The sequence below is a fragment of the Asanoa iriomotensis genome (assembly GCF_016862515.1).
Taxonomy (GTDB): domain Bacteria; phylum Actinomycetota; class Actinomycetes; order Mycobacteriales; family Micromonosporaceae; genus Asanoa; species Asanoa iriomotensis.
Genome location: NZ_BONC01000072.1, coordinates 13,701 through 38,846, shown reverse-complemented (window position 1 = coordinate 38,846; position 25,146 = coordinate 13,701). Strand labels below are relative to the sequence as shown.

Sequence of the window (25,146 nt, the reverse complement as noted above, 5' to 3'; positions counted from 1 at the left end):
ACCGTCGCGTTGGAGATCCTCGAGCAGGTCCCGCAGGTCCGCACCATCGTGACCGGCGTCGGCGGTGGCGGCCTGGTGTCCGGTCTGGCGGTGGCGGCGAAGGCGATCAATCCGCACGTACGCGTGATCGGCGTCCAAGCCGCCAACGCCGCGGCGTTCCCGCCCTCGCTGGTCGCCGGTGAGCCGACCCGGCTGGCCAGCTTCTCCACGATCGCCGACGGCATCGCGGTCGGCTGCCCGGGTGAGATCACCTTCGCGCACGTCGAGAAGCTGGTCGACGAGATCGTCACGGTCACCGAGGAGGACATCTCCCGGGCCCTGCTCATGCTGCTCGAGCGCGGCAAGCTGGTCGTCGAGCCGGCCGGCGCGGTGGGCGTCGCGGCCCTGCTCGCCGGCGTCGTCGAGGCCGAGCCGCCGACGGTCGCGGTGCTCTCCGGCGGCAACATCGACCCGCTGCTGCTGATGCGGGTGATCGAGCACGGGCTGGCGGCGGCGGGCCGCTATCTGCGCGTCATCGTGCGCTGCGGCGACCGGCCCGGCCAGCTCGCCGACCTGCTCGGGAAGATCGCCGACCAGCACGCCAACGTGGTCGACGTCGTGCACCAACGGCAGAACCCCCACCTGCGCCTCGGCGAGGTGGAGGTCGCGCTCTCCGTGGAGACCCGCGGGTCGGAGCACTCCGACCAGGTGGTTGGTGCCCTACGTGCGAGCGGCTACATCGTCTCGTTCGCCTGAGCGGCTCAGCCCTCGAACGGTGCGAACTTGACGACCGTGACCTTGATGTCGGCGCCGCTCGGGGCCGTGTAGGTGACGGTGTCGCCGTTGCGTGCGCCGAGGATGGCCTTGCCGAGCGCCGACTCCGGGCTGTAGACGGTCAGGTCCGTGGTCGCGGCGATCTCACGCGAACCGAGCAGGAACGTCTCGGTGTCGTCGGCGTCGTCGTCGAAGTGGATCGTCACCACGGTGCCCGGCGCGACGGCGTCGGCGGTGGGTGCGTCGCCGACCTGCGCGGTGCGCAGCAGCTCCTTGAGGTAGCTGATCCGGTGCTCCTGCTTGCCCTGCTCTTCACGGGCTGCGTGGTAGCCGCCGTTCTCGCGCAGGTCGCCCTCCTCGCGGCGGGCGTTGATTTCAGCGGCGATCACCGGGCGCGCCGCGATCAGCTCGTCGAGCTCCGCCTGGAGCCGGTCGTGCGCGTCCTGGGACAACCAGGTGACGGGAGTCCCGCGGTCGGTCGTGGACACAGACGTTCTCCTTGGGTGGCGGGTGACAAGTACGAACTTCCAACTTACCAGCGATCGACGATCGGATGTCGCGCCCGAAACACCCGTTTATTTCGCTGGTACGCAGCGGAGCACTTCACCGACAAATGGCTTGGCGCTCGTGACCAGGCGCTGGGTGGCCGTGGTGGTCCCGCTGCCCGGCTGGTCGCTGACCAGGATCTCCTGGTGCCCGACCTCCGCGCCGTCCCGTGACCGGGCCCGCAGCACGCAGCTCGCCTGCCCACCCTCTGGGATGCTGACGCGGAACACCAGCGTGAGCCCGTCGTCGCTGATGTCGTGGAAGGTGACGACCTGGGCGTCGTACGCCGGGTCGCCGTAGTTTTTGTAAAGCCGGACCGCCACCAGCGTGCCGATCACCAGGGTGACCACGGCGAGCCCGGCGACCAGCCAGGGGCGGCGCCGCTGCGGCTCGCGCCGGCGGCCGTATCGGCCGGGCGGGAACACGGGCGCGGTTGATGTGGTCGTGGTCGGCGTCTCGGTCACGAGGGCACCCCTCAGGCAGGTCCCGACGAATTCTTGTCGGTGCGATCGGCCAGAATGGCAGGGTTCCATCCTCGCAGCCGAGGATGACCAGGTCGCAGGCAGGCATAGGGGGAGCAGTCCGTGGCAGAGCAGTTGCGTCTGATGGCCGTGCACGCGCATCCGGACGACGAGTCGAGCAAGGGCGCGGCGTCGTCCGCTCGCTATGTCGCCGAGGGTGTCGACGTGCTGGTCGCGACCTGCACGGGCGGCGAGCGCGGCAGCGTGCTCAACCCCAAGCTCGACCGTCCCGACGTCTGGGAAAACATCGCCGAGATCCGCCGCGCCGAGATGGACGCGGCCCGGGCCATCCTCGGCGTCAAGCAGGCCTGGCTGGGCTTCGTCGACTCGGGGCTGCCCGAGGGCGACCCGTTGCCGCCGCTGCCCGACGGGTGCTTCGCGCTGCAGCCGCTCGAGGTGGCCACGGCTCCGCTGGTGCGCCTGATGCGCGAGTTCCGCCCGCACGTCGTGACGACCTACGACGAGAACGGCGGCTACCCCCACCCCGACCACATCATGTGCCACAAGGTCAGCGTGGCCGCGTTCGACGCCGCCGGCGACCCGGAGCGCTACCCCGACCTGGGCGAGCCGTGGCAGCCGCTCAAGCTCTACTACAACATCGGCTGGAGCCGGGGCCGCCTGGTCGCGATCCACGAGGCGATGCTCGAGGCGGGCCTGGAGTCGCCCTACGCCGAGTGGCTCAAGGAGTGGGACAAGCGCGAGGACAAGGGCGACCGGGTCACCACCCGGGTCGAGTGCGGCGAATACTTCGAGGTCCGCGACGATGCCCTGCGCGCGCACGCCACGCAGGTCGACCCCGACGGCGCCTGGTTCCGGGTGCCGCTCGACGTCCAGCGCAAGGTCTGGCCGACCGAGGACTTCGAGTTGGTCAAGTCGCTCGTCGACAGCCCGGTGCCCGAGTCCGACCTGTTCGCGGGCGTTCGGGAGGCGGTGCACGCCCACTGATGGTGCGGGCGTAGCGTGAGGGTTCCCCACGACCCCCGGGTGAGAAGGAGTGAGCCGCCATGCAGACGGTTGTCGACGTGTTCGCGGTGAACAACTTCGGTGACACCCGCGAGGGCGGCCTCGCCGGCCCGATGGGACTCCTGCTGATCATCTTGCTGGGCGCCGCGACGGTGTTTCTGATCCGCAACATGAACAGCCGCCTCAAGCGGCTGCCCGAGCGGTTCCCCGCTCCGGGTGAGGATGTCGTGGATCCGACCACGGCGAAATCTGTCGCGGCGAAAGCCATTGACCCGAATGACCGTTCCTGACCAGCACTGGATTCGTTCCAGACTGGGCAATCCGGTGCTGACCAGGCACGACGACACCCATTGATGGCCAAACCAGACGTCTGCCCCCTGTTGCGCCCAGTCTGTTTGGCTTAGCCTTCCGCCGTGGGGTCCCGCGTGGGTTCCCCGTGGGCGTACGCGGAAGGGGGCGCCGATGACCATCGCCGGCCGCTCCCGGCTCAGCGAAACGCTTGCTGAGTTCGTCGACGGTCCCGTGCGTGGGAGTCGACGATGAGCGCATTGCGCGCCGGTCTGGGCCGCATGGCCCGGGGCACCGGCGCCGCGGAGGTGCCCGCCCGGGCGCACGCCTTCACCGGCCTGCTGCTGGTGCTCGCGGCCATCGCCACGATCACCGGGCTGCTCTGGCCCACGACGGTCCCGGCCGGCGACCCGCTGCCGCCCTTGGCCCGGTTCGCCATCGCCTTCGGCGTGATGGCGCTGGCCCAGCTCGCCAGCCTCCGACTACGCATCGGCTCCGGGCGACTATCCGTCACCTGGGGCGAGGCCGCGCTGATCATCGGCCTCTACGCCGCACCATCCGGCTGGCTGCCCGCCGCCACCTTCGCGGGCGCCTTCGCCGCCTGGCTCCTCCTGGCGATCTTCGCCAAGCTCCGCACGCCGCTCGAGGTCGTGCACATCGCGGCCAGCCAGACCGTCGCCGTCGCCGCCGCGGTCACCGTCGCGTGCCGCCTCGCCGACCCGATCGGCGCACCGCTCACCCCGCCGCTGGCCGGCGCGCTGGTCCTCGGTGCTCTCACGTACCTGCTGGTCGGCGCCCTGCTCGCGGTGATCTACCTGCGCCTGGTGCACGGCGTGCCCGTGCTCGCCACGCTGATCCGCGCGCTCAACGACAAGCTCCTGATGGTCGTCGGCAACGTCGTCGTCGGTCTGGCCGTGGTCGCCATGGTCGACACCGACCCGCGCTGGCTGTTCCTGCTCCCGCCGGCGCTCTGGCTGCTCCAGCAGACCTACGGGCAGCGGCTGCGGGCCGCCGACGAGCGCCGCGCCTGGGAGGAGTTCGCCGGCGCGACCAGCGCCCTCAAGAAGCTCGACGAGGACGAGGTGGCCGCGGCCGGCGTGGCCGGCGCCCTGCGCCTGCTGGTCGCCGAGCGGGTCGACCTCGACGTGATCACAATGGACGGCGGCTGGCGGCGCTACTGGGGCGACGCCGACGGTGGCGGCGGCGTCGCCGACCTCGACGAGCGACCGGCCACCGAGGGCGACGAGTCGACCCTGGTCCGCGAGCTGACCGTGCGCGGCCAACTGGTCGGGCAGATTCGGGTCGCGCTGCCCCGGCCGACCCTGCCCTCGGCGCGTGACGAGTTCGCTTTGCGGTCGTTCGGGGACACGCTGGCGGTCGCTCTCCACGACGCGGTCACCCACCGCGCCTGGTCACTGCTGCGTGAGCGCTCGTCGTACGACGCCGTGCACGACGCGCCGACCGGCCTGCTCAACCGGTCGGCCGTGGTCGCTCAGGGTGACGTGGCCCTGCGCCGGCTCGGCCGTGACCACCCGATCGCACTCGTGGTCGTCGACATCGACCGCTTCCGCGCGGTCAACGACACCCTGGGCCACGCGGCCGGCGACGAGTTGCTGGCGGCCACGGCGGCCCGGATGAACACGCTGACGGGGCCGGGGGAGCTCCTCGGTCGGCTCGGCGGTGACCAGTTCGCTCTGCTGATCGCGGGGCCGGAGCGGATGACCACCTCGCGGGCTCTGGATCGGGCGGCCGAGCTGGTCGACGCTGTGGCGACGCCGACCGAGGTGCAGGGCATCCAGCTCGCGGTCGAGGCGTCGGCGGGTGTGGTGGTCGCGGCGGCCGGCAGCGCGCCCGTCGTCGAGCTGCTGCGCCGCGCGGACATCGCGTTGCGGCAGGCCAAGGAGGGCGGCGGCGGCAACACCGCCTGCTACGACCCGAGCCGCGACGAGAGCAGCACCGACCAGCTCACCCTGCTGTCCGAGCTGCGCGAGGCACTCGAGGCCGACGACCAGCTCGTGCTCGCTCTGCAGCCGGCGGTGGATCTGACAACTGGGGCGCCGACGGGGGCCGAAGCCCTGATCCGCTGGCGCCATCCTCGGCGCGGTGTGCTCAAGCCCGGTGACTTCGTGCGCGCCGCCGAGGAGAGCGACCTGCTGGGGGCGTTCACCTTGTACGTCATCGACCGTGCGCTGCGGGTCGCGGCCGATGTCGCGGCGAACGGGATGGACGTTCCGATCGCGGTGAACCTGTCGGCGCACAATCTGCTTGACCAGCATCTGCCGAATGCTGTGCAGGAGCTCCTTCGCACCCACGGTGTCGCACCCGAGCGGTTGGTTCTGGAGATCACCGAGACCGTGGTGATGAGCGACCAGGAAGTGATCGACGACGTGTTGGCCGCTTTCCGGGCCATGGGGATTCGGATCGCACTCGACGACTTCGGCACCGGGTACTCGTCGTTGGCCTTCCTTGCTCGCGTGCCGGTGGATGAGGTCAAGGTTGACCGGTCCTTTGTGATGCGCATGGCTGAGTCGCCCCAGGCCGCGGCTATCGTGCGCTTCACTATCGCGCTGGGGCAGGAGCTTGGGCTGCGTGTGGTCGCCGAGGGCGTCGAGACCGCTGCCCAGCGGAACGCTCTCGAGAATCTTGGGTGTGCTGCTGCTCAGGGCTATCACTTCTTCAAGCCCATGCCGGCGGACAAGATCGTTGCCGTTTTGAGTCAGCTTACTGATTCTGCTCGGGCCAAGGTCTTTCCTTTGCGGGCTGATGGGTCGGCCTGAGTTCCTCACGGTCCTTGCTGGTCTGTTGGTCGCCCTTCAGGGCGGGGGAGAATGTTGGGAGTACCGACAGGTCGCAAAAGGCGCGCCCCTTATAGTCGGCACTCCCAACATCCTCCCCCGCCCTGACCTACGCACTGGTCGTGGCCACATTTGCTGGCCGTGGGTCACAGTCCATTGGCTGGGCTTCGCTGTGGTTTCCCGCCTTTGGTTGGCGTGGCGGGGTTTGCGGCGGCTCAGTTGTTTCGGCTGCTGGGCACGGTCGGGGCTGCTGCGTGGTTGCGGTTTGGGCTGGGGAGGAGACCGTGCGCTTACGCTAAACGCTTAACCCCGCTCAACGCTCCAGCGCACGGTCTCCTCCCCAGCCTGACCTTCTTGCTGTCCGCAACCATGATGACTCGTCGCGGGCTTTTGCAGCTTTACGCGGTCGGCTGAGCCAGTGGGCTTGTGCGGCTAGGGGTTTAGGAGGGTGGCTACCGCGTCGACTACCAAGGCTCGGCGGGTGGCTGAGTCTGTGGGGGCGGCCAGGTGCATTTCTGGGGTCATCACTGTCCACATGTTTGCGATGGTGAGGACCAGGGCCAGGATTTCCGCTGGGGTGTGGCGTTCCGTGATGTGGCCCTCGGCTTGGGCCTTGGCTATTGCGTCCAGTTTGGACTGGTTGGCGGCTACGACTGCTTTTAGTGGCGGCTGGTCCGCGGCGCGTTCCAGGCGGTGCCAGGTGACCAGGCGGAGCGCTTCCGGGTGGGATTCGCCTATGTCGAAGAGGCGGCCTGCGTACGCCGGGAGGTTTGTCGCGTCGAAGGGGGCCTCGGTTAGCGACTGGCTGACGATCATGTCGAAGACAGCGGTGAAGAGGCCCTCTTTGTTGCCGAAGTGGAAGTAGATCAAGGCTTTGTTGACGCCTGCTGTTGCTGCCACGCGGTCCACGCGGGCGCCCGCTATGCCGTGGGCGGCGAACTCGGCGTAGGCGGCCTCGACCAGGCGGCGGCGGGTCTCCTGGGCGTCTCCGGTGGGCGGCATGTGGTCAGGATACTTGACTAACTGGTTAGTTGACGAATCGGTCTCGGGCGGGTTAACTATCTAGTTAGTCAACTGATTTGGAGGGTGATCATGGAGACGGCGATCGTTACCGGTGGTACGGGTGGTATCGGGCTTGTTACCGCGGTTGAGTTGGCGCGGCGGGGGCGGCACGTGATCATTGCGGGGCGTCGGCCGGAGGCGCTTGCTGCTGCCGCTGAGCGGGTGCGGGCCGCTCATCCGGGCAGCAGCGTGTCCACCGGTGAGTTGGATCTGGCCGATCTGGGTTCTGTGCGGGCGTTTGCTGCGGGCGTTCTGCGGGCGTACCCGAAGATTGATCTTCTGGTTAACAACGCCGGGGTGATGGCTGTGCCGGAGCGGCGGTTGACTGTCGATGGGTTCGAGCTCACGTTCGGCACCAATCATCTCGGGCACTTCGCGTTGACCGGGCTGTTGTTGCCGGCGCTTGTTGGGCGGGTCGTCACCGTTAGCGCGGTGATTGCTCGGCGGGGGCGGTTGGATTTCGACAACCTGGATCTGCACACGGGTTATCGGCCTATGCGGGCCTACAGCGCTGCCAAGTTGGCCAACATCGCCTTTGCTCTTGAGTTGGCCGCTCGCACTGATCGTGTGCGGAGCATCGCCGTTCATCCGGGGACCGCGCCGACCGGCATCGCGCGTCATGTGGGTCCCGCGTTTCGGTTCGTTGCCGCTCGGCTGGTCGCGGTGGGTGGGCAGAGTGTCGAGGAGGCTGCTCGGCCGTCGCTCTATGCCGCGACCGATCCGTTGGCCGTCAGCGGTGGGTACTACGCGCCGCGCGGCTTTATGGAGGGTCGTGGGCTGCCGGCGTTGGCTCGTGTGCCGGCCGCCGCGAAGGATCCTGAGTTGCGGGCGCGGTTGTGGGCTGTGTCGGAGCGGTTGACCGGGGTGACCTATGACCTCTCCGTGGCGGGGCACGTGTGACAGGCTTGGGTGGTGAATCGGCTCATCGACGCCACCTCGCCCTACCTGCTCCAACACGCCGACAATCCGGTCGACTGGTGGCCGTGGGGAAGTGAGGCGTTCGACGAGGCGAAACGGCGGGACGTGCCCGTGGTGATCTCGGTCGGCTACGCGGCCTGTCACTGGTGTCACGTCATGGCGCACGAGTCTTTCGAAGATGCCGGTGTGGCGGAGTTGATGAACGCCAACTTCGTCAACATCAAGGTCGACCGGGAGGAGCGCCCCGACGTCGACGCCGTCTACATGACGGCCACCCAGGCCATGACGGGTCAGGGTGGCTGGCCGATGACGGTGTTCGCGGCTCCGGACGGCACGCCGTTCTTCTGTGGCACCTACTTCCCGAAGGCCAACTTCACCCGGCTCCTGCAGTCCGTGAGCACGGCGTGGCGTGAGCAGCGCGAGGCGGTTCTGCGTCAGGGCGCCGCAGTGGTCGAGGCCGTCGGCGGTGCGCAGGCGCTCGGCGGGGTCAGCGCGCCGCTCACCGCGAAGATGCTCGACGCCGCCGCGCAGCAACTGTCCACTGAGTACGACGGTGAGAACGGCGGCTTCGGTGGCGCGCCGAAGTTCCCGCCGCAGATGAACCTGCTCTTCCTGCTCCGCCACCACCAGCGCACCGGTGACGAGCGGGCGCTCGAGATCGTGCGGCACACCTGCGAGGCGATGGCCCGCGGCGGCATCTACGACCAACTCGCCGGCGGGTTCGCGCGCTACTCCGTCGACGCGCGCTGGGTCGTGCCGCATTTCGAGAAGATGTTGTACGACAACGGCCTGCTGCTGCGCGTCTACACGCACCTGTGGCGGCTCACCGGTGACCCGCTCGCCCGCCGGATCGCCGACGAGACCGCGCAGTTCCTCATCCGCGACCTCGCCACGCCCGAGGGCGGGTTCGCGTCCTCGCTCGACGCCGACACCGACGGGGTCGAGGGCCTCACCTACGCCTGGACCCCGTCCCAGCTCGTCGAGGCCCTCGGCCCCGAGGACGGCCCGTACGCCGCCGGGGTGTTCGGGGTGACCGCCGCCGGCACCTTCGAGAAGGGTGCCAGCGTCCTGCGGCTCGCCAGGGACATCGACGACGCCAACCCGCCGGTGGTCGACCGCTGGACCGACGTCCGCGCCCGGCTGCTCGCGGCCCGCGCGCGGCGTCCCCAGCCGACCCGCGACGACAAGGTGGTCGCCTCCTGGAACGGGCTAGCCATCACGGGCCTGGTGGAGCACTACTTCGCCACCGGCACCGGGGAGTCGCTGGATGCGGCGGTCCGTGCGGCCGACCTCCTTCGGGAGCGGCACGTCGTCGACGGACGGCTGCGCCGCGTGTCCCGGGACGGTGTGGTCGGCGACCCGCCTGGCGTGCTCGAGGACTACGGCGCCGTCGCGGAGGCGTTCTGCGCGGTGCACCAGGCCACCCTCGACGGCCGCTGGCTCGAGTTGGCCGGCACGTTGCTCGACGCCGCGCTGGCGCACTTCCCGACCGGCAGCGGCGGCTACTACGACACCGCCGACGACGCTGAGCGCCTGGTCACCCGGCCGGCCGACCCGACCGACAACGCGACACCGTCCGGGCTGTCGGTGCTCGCGGCCGCGCTGACCAGCTACACCGCCCTGAGCGGTGAGCCGCGCTATCGCGAGGCCGCCGAGGCGGCGCTGGGCACGGTCGCCCCGATCGTCGCGCAGCATCCGCGGTTCACCGGCTACGCGGCGGCCACCGGCGAGGCGCTGCTCTCGGGTCCGTTCGAGATCGTCATCGCCACCACCCAGGACCCGACCGACGATCCGCTGGTCGCGACCGCCTACGAGCTGGCACCGCCGGGCGCCGTGGTGCTCGTCGGCGCCCCGGACGCGGCGGGCGTGCCGCTGCTCGCCGATCGCCCGCAGCTCGACGGCGCGCCCACGGCGTACGTCTGCCGAGGTTTCGTCTGTGACCGCCCCACCACCGCGGTGTCGGATCTCACCGCGCAGCTCGTCCGCCGGTGAGCCCGGGATAGGCTTTTCCGCGCCATGGATTCCCGGACCGGACTGCCTGTCGTCGGCATGGTGGGCGCGGGCCAGCTGGCCCGGATGACCCACCAGGCCGCCATCGCGCTCGGCCAGTCGCTGCGCGTGCTCGCCGCCCATCCCGACGACGGTGCCGCGCTGGTCGCCGCCGACGTGCAGATCGGCGAGCACACCGACCTGGCCGCGCTGCGCACCTTCGCCAAGGGCTGCGACGTCGTCACCTTCGACCACGAGCACGTGCCGGAGGCGCACATCCGCGCCCTGGCCGCCGAGGGGGTCAAGGTCTTCCCGTCCGCCGACGCGCTCGTGTTCGCGCAGGACAAGCGCCGGATGCGGGAGCGGCTGACGGCGGTGGGCGCGCCGGTGCCGCGCTGGCAGCCGGTCGCGACCGCCGACGACCTGGTGGCTTTCGGTGGCCGGACCGGCTGGCCGATCGTGCTCAAGGCCGCACGTGGCGGCTACGACGGGCGCGGCGTCTGGGTCGTCGACTCGCCGGCGGCGGCCGCCGAGGTGCTGGCCAGCGGCACGGAGCTGATCGCCGAGGCGCTGGTGCCGCTGCGCCGCGAGCTGGCCGTGCAGGTCGCCCGGTCGCCGTTCGGCCAGGTCGCCGCGTACCCGGTGGTCGAGACCGTGCAGCGCGACGGGATCAACGTCGAGGTGCTCGCCCCGGCGCCGCTGCTGCCCGAGGACCTGGCCGTCGAGGCCCAGAAGCTGGCGATCGACCTGGCCACCGCGCTCGGCGTGGTCGGGTTGCTCGCGGTCGAGCTGTTCGAGACGCCGGCCGGGCTGGTGGTCAACGAGCTCGCGATGCGGCCGCACAACTCCGGCCACTGGACCATCGAGGGCGCCCGGACGTCGCAGTTCGAGCAGCACCTGCGCGCGGTGCTCGACTACCCCCTCGGTGACACCGCGTTGACCGCGCCCGTGGTGGTCAGCGCCAACGTGCTCGGCGGGCCGCCCGGCGGCATGTCCGTCGACGAGCGGATGCACCACCTGTTCGCCGAGGACCCGGGCGCGCGCGTGCACCTCTACGGCAAGCAGACCCGTCCGGGCCGCAAGATCGGTCACGTAACGGTCCTCGGCGACGACCTCGAGTCGCTGCGCGCCCGCGCCGCCCGCGCGGCCTGGTGGCTCCGCGAAGGGACGCACTCATGAGTGATGAGCGGCCGGTCGTCGGCCTGATCATGGGCAGCGACTCCGACTGGGCGACGATGCGCGCCGCGGCGGTGGCACTCGACGAGTTCGGCGTCGCCTACGAGGTCGGCGTCGTCTCCGCACACCGCACACCCGACAAGATGATCGCGTACGCCCGGACGGCCGCCGACCGCGGTCTCAAGGTGATCATCGCCGGTGCCGGCGGCGCCGCACACCTGCCCGGCATGGTCGCGTCGGCCACCCCGCTGCCGGTGATCGGCGTGCCGGTGCCGTTGAAGTACCTCGACGGCATGGACTCCCTGCTCTCGATCGTGCAGATGCCCGCCGGCGTGCCGGTGGCCACGGTCTCCATCGGCGGCGCCCGCAACGCGGGACTGCTGGCGGCCCGGATCCTCGGCGCCGCCGACCCGGCGCTGCGGCAGCGGATGGTCGAGTTCCAGGCCGGCCTCGAGGTGCTGGTGGCCGAGAAGGAAGCCGCGCTGAAGGCGTCGCTGCGCCCGGCATGATCGTCCGCCCACGGGAGGCGGCCGACCTGCCCGGCTGCGTCACGGCGCTGCGGGCGGTGCACTACGCGGACGCGTACCCGCTGAACTGGCCCGACGATCCGATCGGCTGGCTGAGCCCGACGGGTCTGGCACGGGCGTGGGTCGCGGAGCTGAGCCCCGGCACGATCGCCGGCCACGTGGCGGTCCGGCCCGGCGAGCTCACCCGCCTGTTCGTCGCGCCGGCCGCGCGCCGTCGCTCGGTCGGCACCGCATTGGTCGGGGCGGCGACCGCCTGGGGCGCCGACCAAGGCGTCGAGCTCAACCTCGAGGTCACCGACGAGCAGAGGTCAGCCGCCGTCGCCTTCTACGCGGCCACAGGGTGGCGGCACACCCACACGACCGAAGCCGACTGGACCACACCGGACGGCCACGCGGTGCGGCTGCGCCACTACACGCGATAGCGGGTTTCTGGCGGATCGGGCCGGGCTCGGCCCGGCCGCAACGCCGACCTCCGCGGACGCCCGGACGCGGCCTCGACCGCACCTGTTAGCGCATGCCGCGCAGGCTGCGGATGCGTTCCTGGGCTCGGCGGCGGTTTTCGTTGCTCGCGCCCAGGATCAGCAGGATGACGCCGATCGGCAGGACGACGTAGTACGGGCCGACCCGGGTCACCGTGAAATGGATCGCCGAGACGGCGGTGACCACCGCGCCCACGATGAACGGCGCCTGCTGCTTGAGCATCGAGCCGAAGATGAGCGTGGCGGCCGCGCCGAGCAGCAGGAGCAGCTCGCGGGTGTCGTTGGTGTCGCGGGTCAGCACCAGCACCGTGGTCGGCAGGAACGCCGCGACCAGGGCCGGCCCGTAGGCGACCCAGCTGCCGAGCGACGGGCGCTGCCGCAGCTCGATCAGGCCCGCGACCAGGGCGACCGCGGCGAACGGCAGTGTGTAGGCCTCCAACAGCCGCACGTCGACCAGGTCCATCAGCAGCCACCAGGCGGCGACCTCACAGCCCAGCGACGTGTAGAAGATCACCCGGCGGCGGGACGCGCGACGACCGGGGCGGCCGGCCGCGACGCCGAGCACCGCGCCCCAGGCGGCGAGCAGGCCGGCCAGGTGCGGCACCGAGTCGAAGGCGAGCGCGAACGCGACCAGGCCGGCCGCGTAGCCGCTCCACTCCACGGTGGTCGCCTCGTGCAGCGCGTCCGGCCGGCGCAGGCGCGGCAGCAGTGTGGCGCCGATCAGCAGGAGGGCGCCGACGCCGAGCACGCCGAACGCCGACGTCGTGCGGGGCAGGCCCGCGACGAGGCCGAGGGTCAGCACGAACGCCTGCGCCATGATCGCGGCGAACAGCCAGCCGAGGATGCGGGACCGCTGGGTCTTGCCGTACAGGGCGGCGGCCGCGCCGACCACCGCCGCGCTGCCGAGCGTGAACAGCGTCAGCTCGCGGGTGGCCAGGCTGCCGGTCAGGCCGGCGTTGCCGGCGGCGAGGCCGATCACGAAGGCGGCGACGCGGGCCGCCCGCAGCGACTGTGCGACCTCCGACTCCGGCGGTGGCGGTGTCAGCGCCAGCCCGAGCATGGCGACCGCGAACACCGCCAGCGCCGCCTGCGTGCTGTGCGGCCAGCCGAAGCCCAGGGACACCGGGGTGATCAGGATGGTCACCGCGATGCCGGGCAGCACCACCGGCACCGCTCGGGCGGGCCGGCCACCGGAGAACGCCAGCGCGGCGAGCCCGGCCGCCACCGTCAGCAGCAACGCGGAGAGCACGTTGGAGGGTTCGACCGCCGAGGCCGGTGGGTCCAGCAGGGTCGGCGGCGGGCCCTCCCAGACGTGGTTGACCACACGCAGCGGGTCGAACAGGGCCGCGATCAGCGCCGGGCCGAGGGCATAGAGGGCGAACAGCGTGCCGGGTACGGCGAGCAGCAGCGCGCCCATCGACGGCTCCAGCGACCAGCGCCGGCCCATGGCACCCGGCATGCGGCGCCAGGGCGGCCCGGCCAGCGCGCTCCACCGGCGGACCCGCTCCGTTTCGCCGCTGGGGGGCACGGTCGCGCGCAGCAGCTCGGCCAGGATGCCCAGCATGGCCGCGGCGGCCGCGTAGACGCCGGGAGAGACGTCGGTGGCCAGGGCGGTGCCGGCGGTGACGGTCGCGCCGCCGGCGAGGCCCACGGAGGCGTACGAGAGGAACGGCGCCATCCTGGTGCGCGTCAGCGCCAGCACGGCCACGCCGAGGCTGGAGCCGGCCAGGGCCGCGGTCAGCACGACGACGGCGGAGCTTCCCGTCGACGCGGCGAAGCCGGCCAGGGCGCCGGGCAGGGCGAGCAGCGCGCCGCCGATGGCCAGGCCGCCGATCGTGGACAGGTGCGGTGGTGCGGCGACGTCGGCCGGCACCACCAGGGGTTCGTCGACGGTGGCCTGGCGGGGGCGGGTCATCGTGGCGGTCGCGGCGCCACCGGCGCCAGAGGGCACGGCGCCAGCCGGCATGCTGCCGCCGTCGGTGCCGATGGGTGGGGCCGCTTCCGCTCCCGGGTAGCCGCTCGACTCGGTGGTCGGGCCGCGCCCGCCGCGAGTGAACAGCAGCGCGGCTCGGTCCGGCATGCCGTCAGGGGTCACGACGACCGCGGCGGCCAGGGCGGCGACCACCACGCCGATCACCACGATGATGGCCAGCGCCGCGGCGGTGGTCCACGGCCGCACCACGCTGGCGCCGACGGCGTGCAGCGCGACCGCGGCGGCGACCCAGATCCGGGCGATCCCGGCGCGCGGGTCGGCGGCCATCACCGCCGCCACGCCGTAGACGGTGGCGACCGCGCCGCCGATCACGATCGGCGAGTACCAGGGGAGCCCGAGGGCGGCCGGCGCGCCGATCGTGGCCAGGCCGACGAAGACCCCGGCGACGTCGTAGGACCAGGGGCGGGGCAGGACGATCGCGGCCGCGCCGGCGAGCAGCACGAGGGCAACCGGCGCCTGCCACGCGCCGGCCGCGTCGGTGCTGCCCGGCCACCGGGACAGGTCGGCCTCCCACAGCGCGCCCGGCGTGGCCAGGATGCGCAGCCCACCGGCGAGCGACTGGTAGCCGGCGATCGCGGCGATGACGCCACCGCCGACCGCGATGCCCAGCGCCGGCCCGCGCCGCCAGTCTTCCGGCAGTGCCCGCACGGCGATCGCGACGATCAGGATCATCGCCGCCACCGTCGCGATCTGGCCGCCGGGAGCGAGGATCGCCGCGATCCGGGCGAGCGCGCCGATCAACGCGACGGTCGCGGCCGCGGACGCGAAGTCGGCGCCGTCGAGCATGCGGTCCGCGCGGCGGCCGTGGTCGATCGAGGGAGCCAGGAACAGCAGCATCGCGGCGACCAGCATCAGCGCGCCGACCAGCTTGTCGGCGCCGGTGGCCTCGCCGGCGGCGAACGCGGCGATGGCCACGGCCACCGCGCCGAGCCCGGTGCCGACCGTCAGCGGGACGCTCAGGTGCCGCTCGGCGACCTGGTTGAGGGCCGCGAAGCTGAGCGTCGCGCAGACGGCGAGGAAGGCCGTGGCCAGGATCGGGACGGTGGCCGCCTCGCTCGGCACGGTCGCCGCGACGAAGCTCGCCACCGCGCCCGGGAAGGCGAACGCCGCACCACCGGCGGCCCACTCGCCGACCGGGTCCGCGCCCGCGTTGGCGCGGACGGAGGCCGTGCGGGCGGCCGCGGCGATCAGCGCACCACCGGCGGCGATCGTGAACAGCACCGCGGCGGTGAGCGCCGGGCGGGCGGTCGACGCGCCGGCGGCGGCGAGCCCGACCAGCGCGGCGCCCACCGCGTGGGCGACGCCGGCCCGGCTGGTGCGCGCCCACAGGCCGGCCACGCCGATCGCGATCGCGGCGGCGACCGGCGGCCAGGGCGCGGCGGCCCAGCCGAGGTCGAACGAGGCGGGTGCGGCGAGCGCGGTCAGCGCGGCGCCGGCGACCGCCAGCTCGCGCCGGATCTCCTGCGGCGCGGACAGCACGGCGGCGATCGTCAGCAGGGCGGCGGCGACCGCGAGCTGCCACTGGGCGGTGGTGATCGCGTCGTCGAGCTTCATGTCGTACGCGGTCAGGTCGGCCCGCCACATCGGCAGCGCGGCCTCGATCGGGGCGATCGCGGCGCGCAGCGTGTTGCCGGCGACCACCATGCCGATGACCAGCAGCGCCGCCGTCGAGGCGAGCTGTGGGCCGCGGCGGGCGTCGTCGGGCAGCGCCCGCACCGCGAAGCCGATCAGCGCGACGATCGCGGCGACGACCACCAGCGTGTGCCCGGGCAGCGCGACCGCGGCGACCCGGCCGGCGGCGCCGATCAGGGCCAGCGTCATGATGCCGCCGGCGAGGTCGGGCAGGGGGCGGCGGCGCAGCGACAGCGAGCCCACCAGGCCGATGCCGGCGGCCAGGACCAGCGCGAGGCCGGCCACCGTGGCGCCCGGCACGGTGCGCGCCTCGACCAGGCCGGCCACCGCGTAGATGAGGGCCGCGCCGATCGCGATGCCGAACAGCACCCAGGACATCTCGCGCAGCCACCGGGCGGCGACCTCGGTCTGCGGCGGCGGACCGGAGACCGGTGCCTCGGGCGGGCCGGCGTCGACCAGGACCTCGGTCTCCTCGGCGGCGGCCTCGGGCCGGCGGCTCTCCTCCCGCGGGGCTTCCTCGTCGGTTTCGCCGACGCGCTGCCGGGGCGGGGTCGAGACGATCCGGGAGACCTTCGGGCCGCCCGCCGGCACCGCGCCGGAGCGGGAGCCCACGCCGAACCCCGTCGCGTCACCGTCCGCGGGGTCGGCGTCGGGCTTGTCGGTCGGGTCGCCACCCGTGCGCCGCCCGAGCCGTACACCCGTGGTCTGTTCGTGGTCCGTGGGTGGCGCGAGGCTGTCGGTGGCCGGCGGCGGGACCAGCCGGGCCGACCACGCGGGCGGCACGAGCGCGCCGAAGGCCGCGTATTGCCGGCCCAGCCAGATGTCCAGCGCGGCCACGGCCGCCAGCGAGAAGGCCCAGCCGGTCGAGCCGTTGATCCAGTCGTGGGTGAGCAACGGGATCACGGGTTGCAGGGCGAGCACGGTCGCGTACCGGGGCACGCTGAGGCCCGTGGCGCTCGCGTAGACCGCGGCGATCGCCGCCGTCACCGCGAACACGATGCCGGCGAACACCTCGCCCGAGACAGGCCCGTTGCGCACCTCGGGCACCAGGTAGAGCGCGTAGCCGATGAGCGGCACCAGCGTCAGGCCGACCGCGGAGATGGTTTCGGCGGTCGAGCTCAGCCGCCGGGCCCGGACGAACGGCGCGACGCCGAGCATGAGCGCGGCCGCACCGGCCAGGATGGCCAGCCGGGGGATCGGGTAGCGGGCCACGCCGGCGAAGACCACCGCCGCGACACCGAGGAGCAGGGCGCCCAGGCCGAGGTAGACGTTCTGGATCTCCCGGGGTGAGGCCTCCGGGCGTACGCCCTCGTCGTCGATGTCCTGGATCTGCGGCGGTGGCGGCGGTTCGGGCGGGGGCGCCGCGGCCGGCTGTTGCCGTGGGATCCGCGGACCGGTCGGGTCAGCCGTCGGCGGCCGGCGGACGGCCCGACGGCGCAGCACCCGGCGCGGCTTCTTGAGCTGCTCCTTGAGCCGTTCGCGGTTGGCGGCGGAGAGGATGTCGCGCTGGAACTGGGCGGCCTGCATCCGCTGGGCCAGCACCCGCTGGTCGCGGGCCAGCTTGATGTCCTCGCGGCGGATCTCGGCGATCTCGCGCTCGATGCGCGACACCTCGTCGGCCCACCTGCCCTGCTCGGCGTTGCAATAAGGGCATCGAGGCGCGGGGTCGATCTCCCGGCCGCAGGAGGGACACGGATACCTTTCCATCGCACCTCTCCGCGGCAGGACAGTGACGCCTATACCGAAGCATGCCCATACCGGACGTCGATTGAACAGTCCCTTTGGGCGTGTCCGGGCGCGACACCCGAAATCGGTGACTCCCTCCAATGTGAAAGGGCGCTCCCGGGGTGCGAAACCCCAGGAGCGCCCTTCGGAAGAACAGACGTGTTACGGGCGGCCCATGCCCCGGTAGACCCAGCCGGCCTGGCTCCACAGCGCCGGGTCGAGGCAGTTGCGGCCGTCGATCACCTTCTTGCCGGCGACCAGCTCGCCGACGGCGATCGGGTCGGCGTTGCGGAAGTCGGCCCACTCGGTCAGCACGCAGACCAGGTCGGCGTCGCGGACGGCGTCGTTGAGGGTCGGCTCGTACGTCAGGTCGGGCGCGGCCTTCTTGGCGTTGTCCATGCCCTCGGGGTCGTAGACCCGCACGTCGGCGCCGGCCTTGAGGAGCAGCCCGGCGACCGCCAGCGACGGGGCGTCGCGGATGTCGTCGGAGTTGGGCTTGAACGTCGCACCGAGCACCGCGATCCGGGCACCGGACAGATCGGGACCGGCCGGGCCCGAACGCCGGCCGAGCAGCTCGGCGGCGAGGTTGAGCACGCGGGTGCGGCGGCGCAGGTTGATCAGGTCGACCTCGTGCAGGAACCGCAGGGCCTCGCCGGCACCCAGCTCCTGCGCCCGGGCCTGGAAGGCCCGGATGTCCTTGGGCAGGCAGCCGCCGCCGAAGCCGACGCCGGCCTGCAGGAACCGGTTGCCGATCCGCGGGTCGTACCCGATGGCCCGGGCGAGCTGCGTGACGTCGCCGCCGGCGACCTCGCAGACCTCGGCCATCGCGTTGATGAACGAGATCTTGGTGGCCAGGAACGCGTTGGCGGCGACCTTGACCAGCTCGGCGGTGGAGAAGTCGGTGATCACCAGCGGGACCTCGCGGTCCTCGGTCGCGGCCAGGTCGAAGACGCCCTTGTGGGCCGCGTACAGCAGGCCGTTGGACCAGTCGCTCTTCACGCCGACGACGATGCGGTTGGGGCGCAGCACGTCCTCGACGGCGAAGCCCTCCTGCAGGAACTCGGGGCTCCAGGCGACCTCGACACCCAGCTCAGGGGCGGCGTGCTTGCCGACGAGCTGCTCGATCCACTCGGCGGTGCCGACCGGGACGGTCGACTTGCCGACGATGAGGGCCTTTCGGGTGAGGTGCTGGGCGAGGTTGACGACCGAGCTCTCGACGTAGGTGAGGTCGGCGCCCATGCCGTCGGCCCGCTGCGGGGTGCCAACGCAGATGAAGTGGACGTCGCCGAACTCGGCGGCGTCCTGGTAGTCGGTGGAGAACCGCAGCCGGCCCGCGGCGAGGTTGCGCCGCAGCAGTTCGTCGAGGCCGGGCTCGTGGAACGGAACGACACCCGAGGCCAGCCCGGCGATCTTCTGCTCGTCGACGTCGACGCCGAGCACCTCGTAGCCGAGTTCGGCGTAACAGATGGCGTACGTCGCACCCAGGTAACCGGTGCCGAGGAAGGTCAGCCGCGGGCGCGCGGATCCGGACGGGGGCGTCACCGCCGCGATCGCCGGCATGGGCTGGGTGTTCGGGTACGGGATCGTCACGCCTTGGTTCTCCGCTCGCGCTCGGCGGCGCAACTGTGCGCCACGTCGGTTGTCGGGGCTGTCCGCGCCCGCACGGCGCGTCAGTTAGGACACTTGTTCTTTTGTCCCGCCGCCGGCGGCGGACTCGCCTGCCGTGGCGAGGATAGTGCGTGAGCCTACCCACCGTGCACATCAGCCCACGGTTACCGGCCGGTATCCTCAGCGGTGGGCCGAGTTTGACGCATGCCCGACGCACGCTACCGGTGGTCGCCGACCCCCGGCCAGGGAAGGGCCGCAACTATGACAGACCGTTCGTTCGACGTTTACCAAATACCCGAGGAGCACGCGACCATCCGCGCTGCGGTGCGCGAGGTCTGTGACGCGAAGGTCGCGCCGAACGCGGCGCACGCGGACGAAACCGGTGAGTTCCCCAAGGCGTCGTACGAGGCGTTGCGCGCGGCCGACTTCCACGCTCCGCACATCCCGGTCGAATACGGCGGCGCCGGCGCGGACGCCCTCGCGACCGCGATCGTCATCGAGGAGGTGGCCCGCGCCTGCGCGTCGTCGTCGCTGATCCCGGCGGTCAACAAGCTGGGCACGATGCCGTTGCTGCTGGCGGGTTCCGACGCGGTCAAGGCCGAGTTCCTGCCGCCGGTGGCCCGCGGCGAGGCGATGTTCTCCTACTGCCTGTCCGAGCCCGAGGCGGGCAGCGACGCCGTGTCGATGACGACCCGGGCGGAACGGGCACCCTCCGGCGGCTGGGTTTTGAACGGCGTCAAGCGCTGGATCACCAACGCCGGCGTGTCGGAGTTCTACACGGTCTTCGCGGTCACCGATCCGGGCGCCCGGTCGCGCGGCATCTCGGCGTTCGTGGTGTCCAAGTCGGATACGGGTGTGTCGTTCGGCGCACCGGAGAAGAAGCTCGGCATCAAGGGCTCGCCGACCCGCGAGGTTTACTTCGACAATGTGCATATTCCGGATTCGCGGCTTATCGGCGAGCCGGGCACCGGGTTCGCGACCGCGATGCGCACCCTCGACCACACCCGGGTGACCATCGCCGCACAGGCGGTCGGCATCGCCTCGGGCGCGCTCGACTACGCGCTGGGTTACGTCAAGGAGCGGCACCAGTTCGGCAAGCCGATCGCCGACTTCCAGGGCGTGCAGTTCATACTCGCCGACATGGGCATGAAGCTGACCGCGGCGCGCGAGCTGACCTACGCGGCGGCCGGCCGGTCAGAGCGCCTCGACGCCGACCTGACCTACTTCGGCGCGGCGGCGAAATGCTTCGCCTCCGACGCCGCCATGGAGATCACCACGGACGCGGTCCAACTTCTCGGCGGGTACGGCTACACGCGCGACTACCCGCTCGAGCGGATGATGCGCGACGCCAAGATCACCCAGATCTACGAGGGCACCAACCAGGTCCAGCGCATCGTCATGGCCCGCCAACTCCTCAACGGCGTCGCGTAACGCCGCCGCCCGCTCACAGCCGGCGGGTGGCGTCCGGGTCGGTGGGTGGTGGGGTCGGCGTGGCGTGGCCGGGCGGTGGATAGGCCGCCGGTGGTGGTGGGGTGCCGCGCAGCGGGCGTGTGCTGCCGTCCTCGACCGCCTCGTCGGCGGCGTCCGGTCGCAGCACGGTGGTCTCGTCACCGTCGTCGGCCGGCCGAGGCGTCGCCTCGCCCGCGGCCGGCGACGTGATCAGGGTCGTCTTCTCGTCGTCTCCGGCGGCGGGGGCGATCAGCGTCGTCTTCTCGTCGTCGTCGGCCGGTGGCGTGACGACCGTGCCCTCGTCGGCCGGCGGCGCCGGGGCTAGTCGGGTGGTCTCGTCGGTGGCCGGCGGACCGAGCCTCGTCGTCTCGTCGGTGGCCGGCTTGGCCGGGCCGAGGCGCGTGGTGAGGTCGTCCGCGTCGGCTGCCTCGTTGGCGCCCGGCTGACGCGGGACGTGCGGGGTGAACCGCGGCGGCGGAGGCGGCGGCACGCGGTCGGGACCACGCGTCGCAGGCGGCGGTTCGGTCCGAGGTGAGGGCGGAGGCGGGGTAGGCGGTGCCGAGGTGGGCGCGGCGGCAGCCGGCACGCCACTCGTCGGCACCGGCGCCGGCAACCCTGACGCGGGTGCGTTGTAGCCCTGCCCGTACAGGACGCCGGTGGTGTAGGCGCCGGCCGGCGACCCGGGAGCGGCACCGAGCGCCGGCGAGGTCGGATAAGCCGCGTGCGTCGGCTGATAGGGCGGCGGCCCGACGGTCGCGCCGGGATAGATCGGCGGCGGCGCGGCCGCGGGCGGCGTCGCATGTTGCCGCCAGCGCCGCGGGCTGAACACGGTCAGCAACAGCAACGTGCCGATCACGGGCCCGATCGCCAGCGCCGGGTTGGCGAGACCGGCCGGCCGGCCGAACACCGACGCCTGGTAGATGTCCTGGAACGTTTCCGGAATCTGCGACACCAGCACGCTGGTCACGATGAACGCGAGCCCGGCGACGGCCGGCCCGACCGGGGAGAGTCGGGTCAGCACGAGCAGGGTGAGCAGCACGCCGGCGGCCGCGAGCGCGACGAAGCCGCCGATCAGCCGGAGGTCGAACCGCCCCGTGCTGACCGCGACCTCGTTCATCCCGTAACCGGACAAAGCCCAGATGACGGGTGCGAGAACCAGCGCCAGGACCAGCGACCAGAGATGACGCATCGAGGCCTCCCGACGGGGTAGGTGTGCGCACCGTACCCCGCGTGGGCGGCGAACTCTGTCGCCTATTCGGCCTTAGCGTCAGGCCGGTAGGGCGCCGGCGGTGACGCCCAGGGTGAGCCCCCGGCGCTCGGCGCGCCCCCGCCGAACGGCTCGGCGCGCGGCGCCGGGACGTCGGCCGGCGGATAGGCCAGCGACGGCGGCTTGGTGTCGGGGTCCGTCGGGAAGCCGCCGAACAGATCCGGGTTGGTGTCGGCGACGCCCGAACTGACCGGCGCGGGGACCGGCCAGCGCCGCCAGCGCTGCACGCTGAACGCGGCCATCAGCAGCAGCAGACCGAGGAAGAACAGCGTGCCGTTGTCGAGCACGAGGCGCAGCGGCAGCGGGTCGCCGAACAGTCGCCAGCCGCCCGGCACCGCCGAGCGCACCCGCAGCGGCGCGATGAACATGCCGACGTACGGCGCCATCAGCAGCAACCCCGCGACCACCGGGCCGAGCGGCGACCAGCGCAGCGTGGCGAGGACGCCGAGGCCGATGCCGGCGGCGGCGAGGTAGACCGCGGGTCCGATCAGCCGGGCGGTGTTGAACGCCGACGTCTCGGCCCAGGTGCCGATGGTCGAGGCCGACCCGTCCTGGCCGAGCGCGAGCAGGATCCAGACCACGGGCGCGGCCACAATGCCGCCGAGCAGGCTCCATAGATGACGCACGCGAGCACCGTACCGGAGCCGGTCTGACCCGTGAATGTGTGCGTGGGACCCACATGCCTAGCTGCACCGATAGGGGAGGATGGCCGGATGAGCAACGAGGTGCTGTGGACGCCGCCGTCCGACGTACGCGAGACCAGCCGGATCGGCCACTACCTGGGGTGGCTCGAGCGGGAGCGGGGTCTGGCCTTCGCCGACTACGAGGCGCTGCGGCAGTGGTCGGTGCTTGACGTCGCGGCGTTCTGGCGCTCGATCTGGGACTACTTCGAGGTGGTCAGCCATACCCCGCCGGCCGAGGTGCTCACCGACCGCGAGATGCCGGGCACCCGCTGGTTCCCGGGGGCGACCCTCAACTACGCCGAGAACGTGCTGCGCATGCCGGGCCGGGCCGGTGACGACCCCGCGGTGATCGCGCACGGCCAGACCCGCGCGCCGCAGACCCTGACCAAGGATCAACTGCGTGACGGGGTACGGCGCTGCGCGGCGGGACTGCGCAGGCTCGGGGTGGGGCCGGGCGACCGGGTCGCCGCGTACGCGCCGAACATCCCGGAGACGTACGTGCTCATGCTGGCGACGGCCAGCCTCGGCGCGATCTTCTCCTCCTGCGCGCCCGAGTTCGGCACCCGCAGCGTCTGCGACCGCTGGCAGCAGATCGAGCCCAAGGTGCTGGTCGCGGTCGACGGCTACCGCTACGGCGACAAGCCCGTCGACCGCCGCGCCGAGGTGGCGGCGATCCGGGAGGCGCTGCCCTCGGTCGAGCACCTGGTGATGATCGACTACCTGGCGCCGGGCGGCGAGTCGGGCTGGGACGCGCTGACCGCGCCCACCGACGAGCCGCTGACCTTCGCGGCCCTGCCCTTCGACCACCCGCTGTACGTGCTCTACTCGTCGGGCACCACCGGCCTGCCGAAGCCGATCGTGCACGGCCACGGCGGCATCCTGCTCGAGCACCTCAAGATGCTGGCCCTGCACCACGACCTCGGCCCGGCGGACCGGTTCTTCTGGTTCACCACCACCGGCTGGATGATGTGGAACTTCCTCGTCTCCGGCCCGGCGGTCGGCGCGACGATCGTGTTGTTCGACGGCAACCCCGGCGCGCCGAGCCTCGACACGCTGTGGGCGCTGGCGGAAGACACCCGGACGACCTATTTCGGCACGTCCGCGCCGTTCCTGCTGGCTTGCCGGAAATCGGAGCTGATCCCGAAGGCCGATCACGACCTGAGCGCCCTGCGCGGGCTCGGCTCGACGGGCGCGCCACTGCCGCCCGAGGGCTTCGCATGGGTGTACGCGGCCGTCAGCGACACCCTCCAGCTCCAGTCGCTCTCCGGTGGCACCGACGTGTGCACCGGCTTCGTCGGCGGGGTGCCGCTGCTGCCCGTGCGCTCCGGTGAGATCGCCTGCCGGGCGTTGGGTGCGGCGGTCGAGGCGTACGCGCCGGACGGCACGCCGGTCCGCGACCAGCTCGGCGAGCTGGTCATCACCGAGCCGATGCCGAGCATGCCGGTCGGGTTCTGGAACGACCCCGACGCCAGCCGCTACCGGGAGGCGTACTTCGACGTCTACCCGGGCGTGTGGCGGCACGGCGACTGGATCACGATCAACGAGCACGGCGGCTGCGTGATCACCGGCCGCTCGGACGCCACGCTCAACCGGGGCGGGGTGCGGCTCGGCACGGCCGAGTTCTACTCGGTGGTCGAGGGGCTCCCGGAGATCGCCGACTCGCTGGTCGTACACCTGGAAGACAACGAAGGCGGCGCCGGCGAGCTGTTGCTCTTCGTGGTCACCACCGACGGCCGCGACCTCGACGGCGACCTGACGGCCAAGATCGCCAAGGAGCTGCGTTCGGCGTTGTCGCCCCGGCACGTGCCGGACGCGGTCTACCGCGTGGCCGGCGTGCCGCGCACGCTGTCCGGCAAGAAGCTCGAGGTGCCGGTCAAGAAGATCCTCACCGGCGCGTCGGTGGACGACGCGGCGGCCAAGGGCGCGCTGGCCAACCCGGAGTCGCTGGCCGCGTTCGAGAAGCTGGCCCGCGAAGGGGTCAGCTGAGGTCCCGGGTGACCTGCTCGCCGGCGATCCGGCCGGCGAGCTTCGCCCGATCGAGGTTGCCGCACAGCACGATGCTGGCCCCGGCGGCGAGCGGGGCGAGCAGCCAGTCCGCGGGGTCCGGGTGCCGCGCGGCGTCGATCAACACGCGGTCGCCGGGCTTGAGCCCGAACGGGTCGTCCTGGCGCCAGTCAGCAGCACCACGGGGGTACGCGGGAAAGACGTCACCGAACGCGCGCACCGCGACCGTGTAGTCCTGCCAGCCCGCCGGCACGTCCCGCATCGGCAACGCGAACGGGTGGAGGTTGAGCGCGAAGCGGTCGCCGGCGGACCAGCCGTCCGCCTCGGCGATCCGGGCCTCGGCGGCGAACAGCACGTCCACCGGGGCCGGTGTCGCGATCGGCCGCACGCCGGCCGCCCAGCAGCCCAGCAGCACGGCGGCGGTCTGCCAGTGCGGGGGCAGCAGCACGCCGGCCTGGTCGCCGTCGCCCAGACCCGAGCCGTCGACGAGCAGGTTGGCGGTCTTCTCGACCCAGTTGTCGAGCGTGGCGCCGGACAGTTCGGTCCGCTCGCCGGTCGCATCGTCGTACCAGGTCAAAAGGGGTCTTGTCGGATCTCGCCGGATTGCGGCGGCGAACATCCGGGCGATTTCGCCCGCGTCTACCTCGACCATCGGTCGCACCTTACCGGTTAGCCATCGATCGTTTGCCGTTCCGTGACGGTGTCACCGGCTCCGGCCCGTCGCGGGCCCAGCGTAGGCTTGGGGCCATAGTGGCCTGGCACACACCG

At 72.1% G+C, this 25,146-nt stretch carries 19 protein-coding genes; 11 read left to right on the top strand and 8 right to left on the bottom strand.

The window, feature by feature from the left end:
- On the top strand, positions 1 to 735 hold a 735-nt coding region (locus Air01nite_RS33905), incomplete at its 5' end, for a pyridoxal-phosphate dependent enzyme (protein WP_203707457.1).
- Between the two features lie 5 nt (positions 736 to 740).
- Here the strand turns inward: Air01nite_RS33905 and greA are convergent.
- Together greA and Air01nite_RS33895 are read right to left on the bottom strand one after the other, a co-directional pair.
- On the bottom strand, positions 741 to 1,241 hold the full coding sequence (gene greA / locus Air01nite_RS33900) for a transcription elongation factor GreA (RefSeq protein WP_203707456.1): 501 nt from the start codon (positions 1,239 to 1,241) through the stop codon (positions 741 to 743).
- 87 nt (positions 1,242 to 1,328) lie between these two features.
- Positions 1,329 to 1,763 (bottom strand): DUF4307 domain-containing protein, encoded by a 435-nt coding sequence (locus Air01nite_RS33895; protein WP_203707455.1) that lies wholly within the window; start codon positions 1,761 to 1,763, stop codon positions 1,329 to 1,331.
- Between the two features lie 120 nt (positions 1,764 to 1,883).
- On the opposite strand from Air01nite_RS33895, the gene mca reads away from it, so the two are divergent.
- The 3 genes from mca (at position 1,884) to Air01nite_RS33880 (ending at position 5,848) form a co-directional block, all read left to right on the top strand.
- Entirely contained in the window at positions 1,884 to 2,765 is an 882-nt protein-coding gene (gene mca, locus Air01nite_RS33890) for a mycothiol conjugate amidase Mca (RefSeq protein WP_203707454.1), read from the top strand.
- Positions 2,766 to 2,824: 59 nt separating this feature from the next.
- Entirely contained in the window at positions 2,825 to 3,073 is a 249-nt protein-coding gene (locus Air01nite_RS33885; RefSeq protein WP_203707453.1) for a hypothetical protein, read from the top strand.
- A gap of 249 nt (positions 3,074 to 3,322) precedes the next feature.
- On the top strand, positions 3,323 to 5,848 hold the full coding sequence (locus tag Air01nite_RS33880; RefSeq protein ID WP_203707452.1) for a putative bifunctional diguanylate cyclase/phosphodiesterase: 2,526 nt from the start codon (positions 3,323 to 3,325) through the stop codon (positions 5,846 to 5,848).
- A gap of 450 nt (positions 5,849 to 6,298) precedes the next feature.
- Here the strand turns inward: Air01nite_RS33880 and Air01nite_RS33875 are convergent, their stop codons facing one another.
- Positions 6,299 to 6,868: a TetR family transcriptional regulator gene (locus Air01nite_RS33875; protein ID WP_203707451.1), complete on the bottom strand. Its 570-nt coding sequence runs from the start codon at positions 6,866 to 6,868 to the stop codon at positions 6,299 to 6,301.
- Positions 6,869 to 6,958: 90 nt separating this feature from the next.
- On the opposite strand from Air01nite_RS33875, the gene Air01nite_RS33870 reads away from it, so the two are divergent.
- Genes Air01nite_RS33870 through Air01nite_RS33850 form a run of 5 tightly spaced genes read left to right on the top strand, consistent with a single transcriptional unit; the run spans position 6,959 to position 11,960 of the window.
- Positions 6,959 to 7,828 (top strand): oxidoreductase, encoded by an 870-nt coding sequence (locus Air01nite_RS33870; protein WP_203707450.1) that lies wholly within the window; start codon positions 6,959 to 6,961, stop codon positions 7,826 to 7,828.
- Positions 7,829 to 7,840: 12 nt separating this feature from the next.
- Positions 7,841 to 9,838 (top strand): thioredoxin domain-containing protein, encoded by a 1,998-nt coding sequence (locus Air01nite_RS33865; RefSeq protein WP_203707449.1) that lies wholly within the window; start codon positions 7,841 to 7,843, stop codon positions 9,836 to 9,838.
- Positions 9,839 to 9,862: 24 nt separating this feature from the next.
- Positions 9,863 to 11,014 (top strand): 5-(carboxyamino)imidazole ribonucleotide synthase, encoded by a 1,152-nt coding sequence (locus Air01nite_RS33860; protein ID WP_203707448.1) that lies wholly within the window; start codon positions 9,863 to 9,865, stop codon positions 11,012 to 11,014.
- The gene (gene purE / locus Air01nite_RS33855; protein ID WP_203707447.1) at positions 11,011 to 11,520 is read left to right on the top strand and encodes a 5-(carboxyamino)imidazole ribonucleotide mutase; all 510 of its coding nucleotides are present in this window, start codon (positions 11,011 to 11,013) and stop codon (positions 11,518 to 11,520) included. The genes Air01nite_RS33860 and purE overlap by 4 nt, the downstream gene beginning before the upstream one ends.
- Complete coding sequence (locus Air01nite_RS33850) at positions 11,517 to 11,960, top strand: GNAT family N-acetyltransferase (RefSeq protein WP_203707446.1); 444 nt, start codon at positions 11,517 to 11,519, stop codon at positions 11,958 to 11,960. The genes purE and Air01nite_RS33850 overlap by 4 nt, the downstream gene beginning before the upstream one ends.
- An 85-nt stretch (positions 11,961 to 12,045) precedes the next feature.
- Here Air01nite_RS33850 and Air01nite_RS33845 read toward each other — a convergent pair whose 3' ends face one another.
- Positions 12,046 to 17,253 carry an SCO7613 C-terminal domain-containing membrane protein gene (locus Air01nite_RS33845; RefSeq protein WP_373310534.1) on the bottom strand — a complete coding sequence of 1,736 codons (5,208 nt, stop codon included), beginning with the start codon at positions 17,251 to 17,253 and terminating at the stop codon, positions 12,046 to 12,048.
- Between the two features lie 276 nt (positions 17,254 to 17,529).
- Complete coding sequence (locus tag Air01nite_RS33840) at positions 17,530 to 18,957, bottom strand: UDP-glucose dehydrogenase family protein (RefSeq protein ID WP_203707444.1); 1,428 nt, start codon at positions 18,955 to 18,957, stop codon at positions 17,530 to 17,532.
- A 279-nt stretch (positions 18,958 to 19,236) separates the two neighbouring features.
- Here Air01nite_RS33840 and Air01nite_RS33835 point away from each other — a divergent pair, with 279 nt between their 5' ends.
- Entirely contained in the window at positions 19,237 to 20,406 is a 1,170-nt protein-coding gene (locus tag Air01nite_RS33835) for an acyl-CoA dehydrogenase family protein (protein ID WP_203707443.1), read from the top strand.
- A gap of 13 nt (positions 20,407 to 20,419) precedes the next feature.
- On the opposite strand, the gene Air01nite_RS33830 is transcribed toward Air01nite_RS33835, so the two are convergent.
- Together Air01nite_RS33830 and Air01nite_RS33825 are read right to left on the bottom strand one after the other, a co-directional pair.
- A complete protein-coding gene (locus Air01nite_RS33830) occupies positions 20,420 to 21,613 on the bottom strand; it encodes a hypothetical protein (RefSeq protein ID WP_203707442.1) in 1,194 nt (397 codons plus the stop codon).
- A 62-nt stretch (positions 21,614 to 21,675) separates the two neighbouring features.
- Positions 21,676 to 22,317, bottom strand: coding sequence for a hypothetical protein (locus Air01nite_RS33825; protein ID WP_373310533.1), 642 nt, complete (start codon positions 22,315 to 22,317; stop codon positions 21,676 to 21,678).
- An 87-nt stretch (positions 22,318 to 22,404) separates the two neighbouring features.
- Here Air01nite_RS33825 and Air01nite_RS33820 point away from each other — a divergent pair, with 87 nt between their 5' ends.
- Entirely contained in the window at positions 22,405 to 24,360 is a 1,956-nt protein-coding gene (locus tag Air01nite_RS33820) for an acetoacetate--CoA ligase (RefSeq protein WP_203707441.1), read from the top strand.
- Here the strand turns inward: Air01nite_RS33820 and Air01nite_RS33815 are convergent.
- Positions 24,353 to 25,030 carry a TIGR03089 family protein gene (locus Air01nite_RS33815; RefSeq protein WP_203707440.1) on the bottom strand — a complete coding sequence of 226 codons (678 nt, stop codon included), beginning with the start codon at positions 25,028 to 25,030 and terminating at the stop codon, positions 24,353 to 24,355. The two genes, Air01nite_RS33820 and Air01nite_RS33815, sit on opposite strands and share 8 nt — an antisense overlap.
- Between the last annotated feature and the right edge of the window lie 116 nt (positions 25,031 to 25,146).

Bases quoted from the DNA above. Each gene is read 5' to 3' on its own strand.
- Air01nite_RS33885 (WP_203707453.1), top strand. From the start codon at position 2,825: ATGCAGACGGTTGTCGACGTGTTCGCGGTGAACAACTTCGGTGACACC.
- Air01nite_RS33880 (WP_203707452.1), top strand. From the start codon at position 3,323: ATGAGCGCATTGCGCGCCGGTCTGGGCCGCATGGCCCGGGGCACCGGC.
- Air01nite_RS33875 (WP_203707451.1), bottom strand. From the start codon at position 6,868: ATGCCGCCCACCGGAGACGCCCAGGAGACCCGCCGCCGCCTGGTCGAG.
- Air01nite_RS33870 (WP_203707450.1), top strand. From the start codon at position 6,959: ATGGAGACGGCGATCGTTACCGGTGGTACGGGTGGTATCGGGCTTGTT.
- Air01nite_RS33860 (WP_203707448.1), top strand. From the start codon at position 9,863: ATGGATTCCCGGACCGGACTGCCTGTCGTCGGCATGGTGGGCGCGGGC.
- purE (WP_203707447.1), top strand. From the start codon at position 11,011: ATGAGTGATGAGCGGCCGGTCGTCGGCCTGATCATGGGCAGCGACTCC.
- Air01nite_RS33850 (WP_203707446.1), top strand. From the start codon at position 11,517: ATGATCGTCCGCCCACGGGAGGCGGCCGACCTGCCCGGCTGCGTCACG.
- Air01nite_RS33835 (WP_203707443.1), top strand. From the start codon at position 19,237: ATGACAGACCGTTCGTTCGACGTTTACCAAATACCCGAGGAGCACGCG.
- Air01nite_RS33830 (WP_203707442.1), bottom strand. From the start codon at position 21,613: ATGCGTCATCTCTGGTCGCTGGTCCTGGCGCTGGTTCTCGCACCCGTC.
- Air01nite_RS33820 (WP_203707441.1), top strand. From the start codon at position 22,405: ATGAGCAACGAGGTGCTGTGGACGCCGCCGTCCGACGTACGCGAGACC.
- Air01nite_RS33815 (WP_203707440.1), bottom strand. From the start codon at position 25,030: ATGGTCGAGGTAGACGCGGGCGAAATCGCCCGGATGTTCGCCGCCGCA.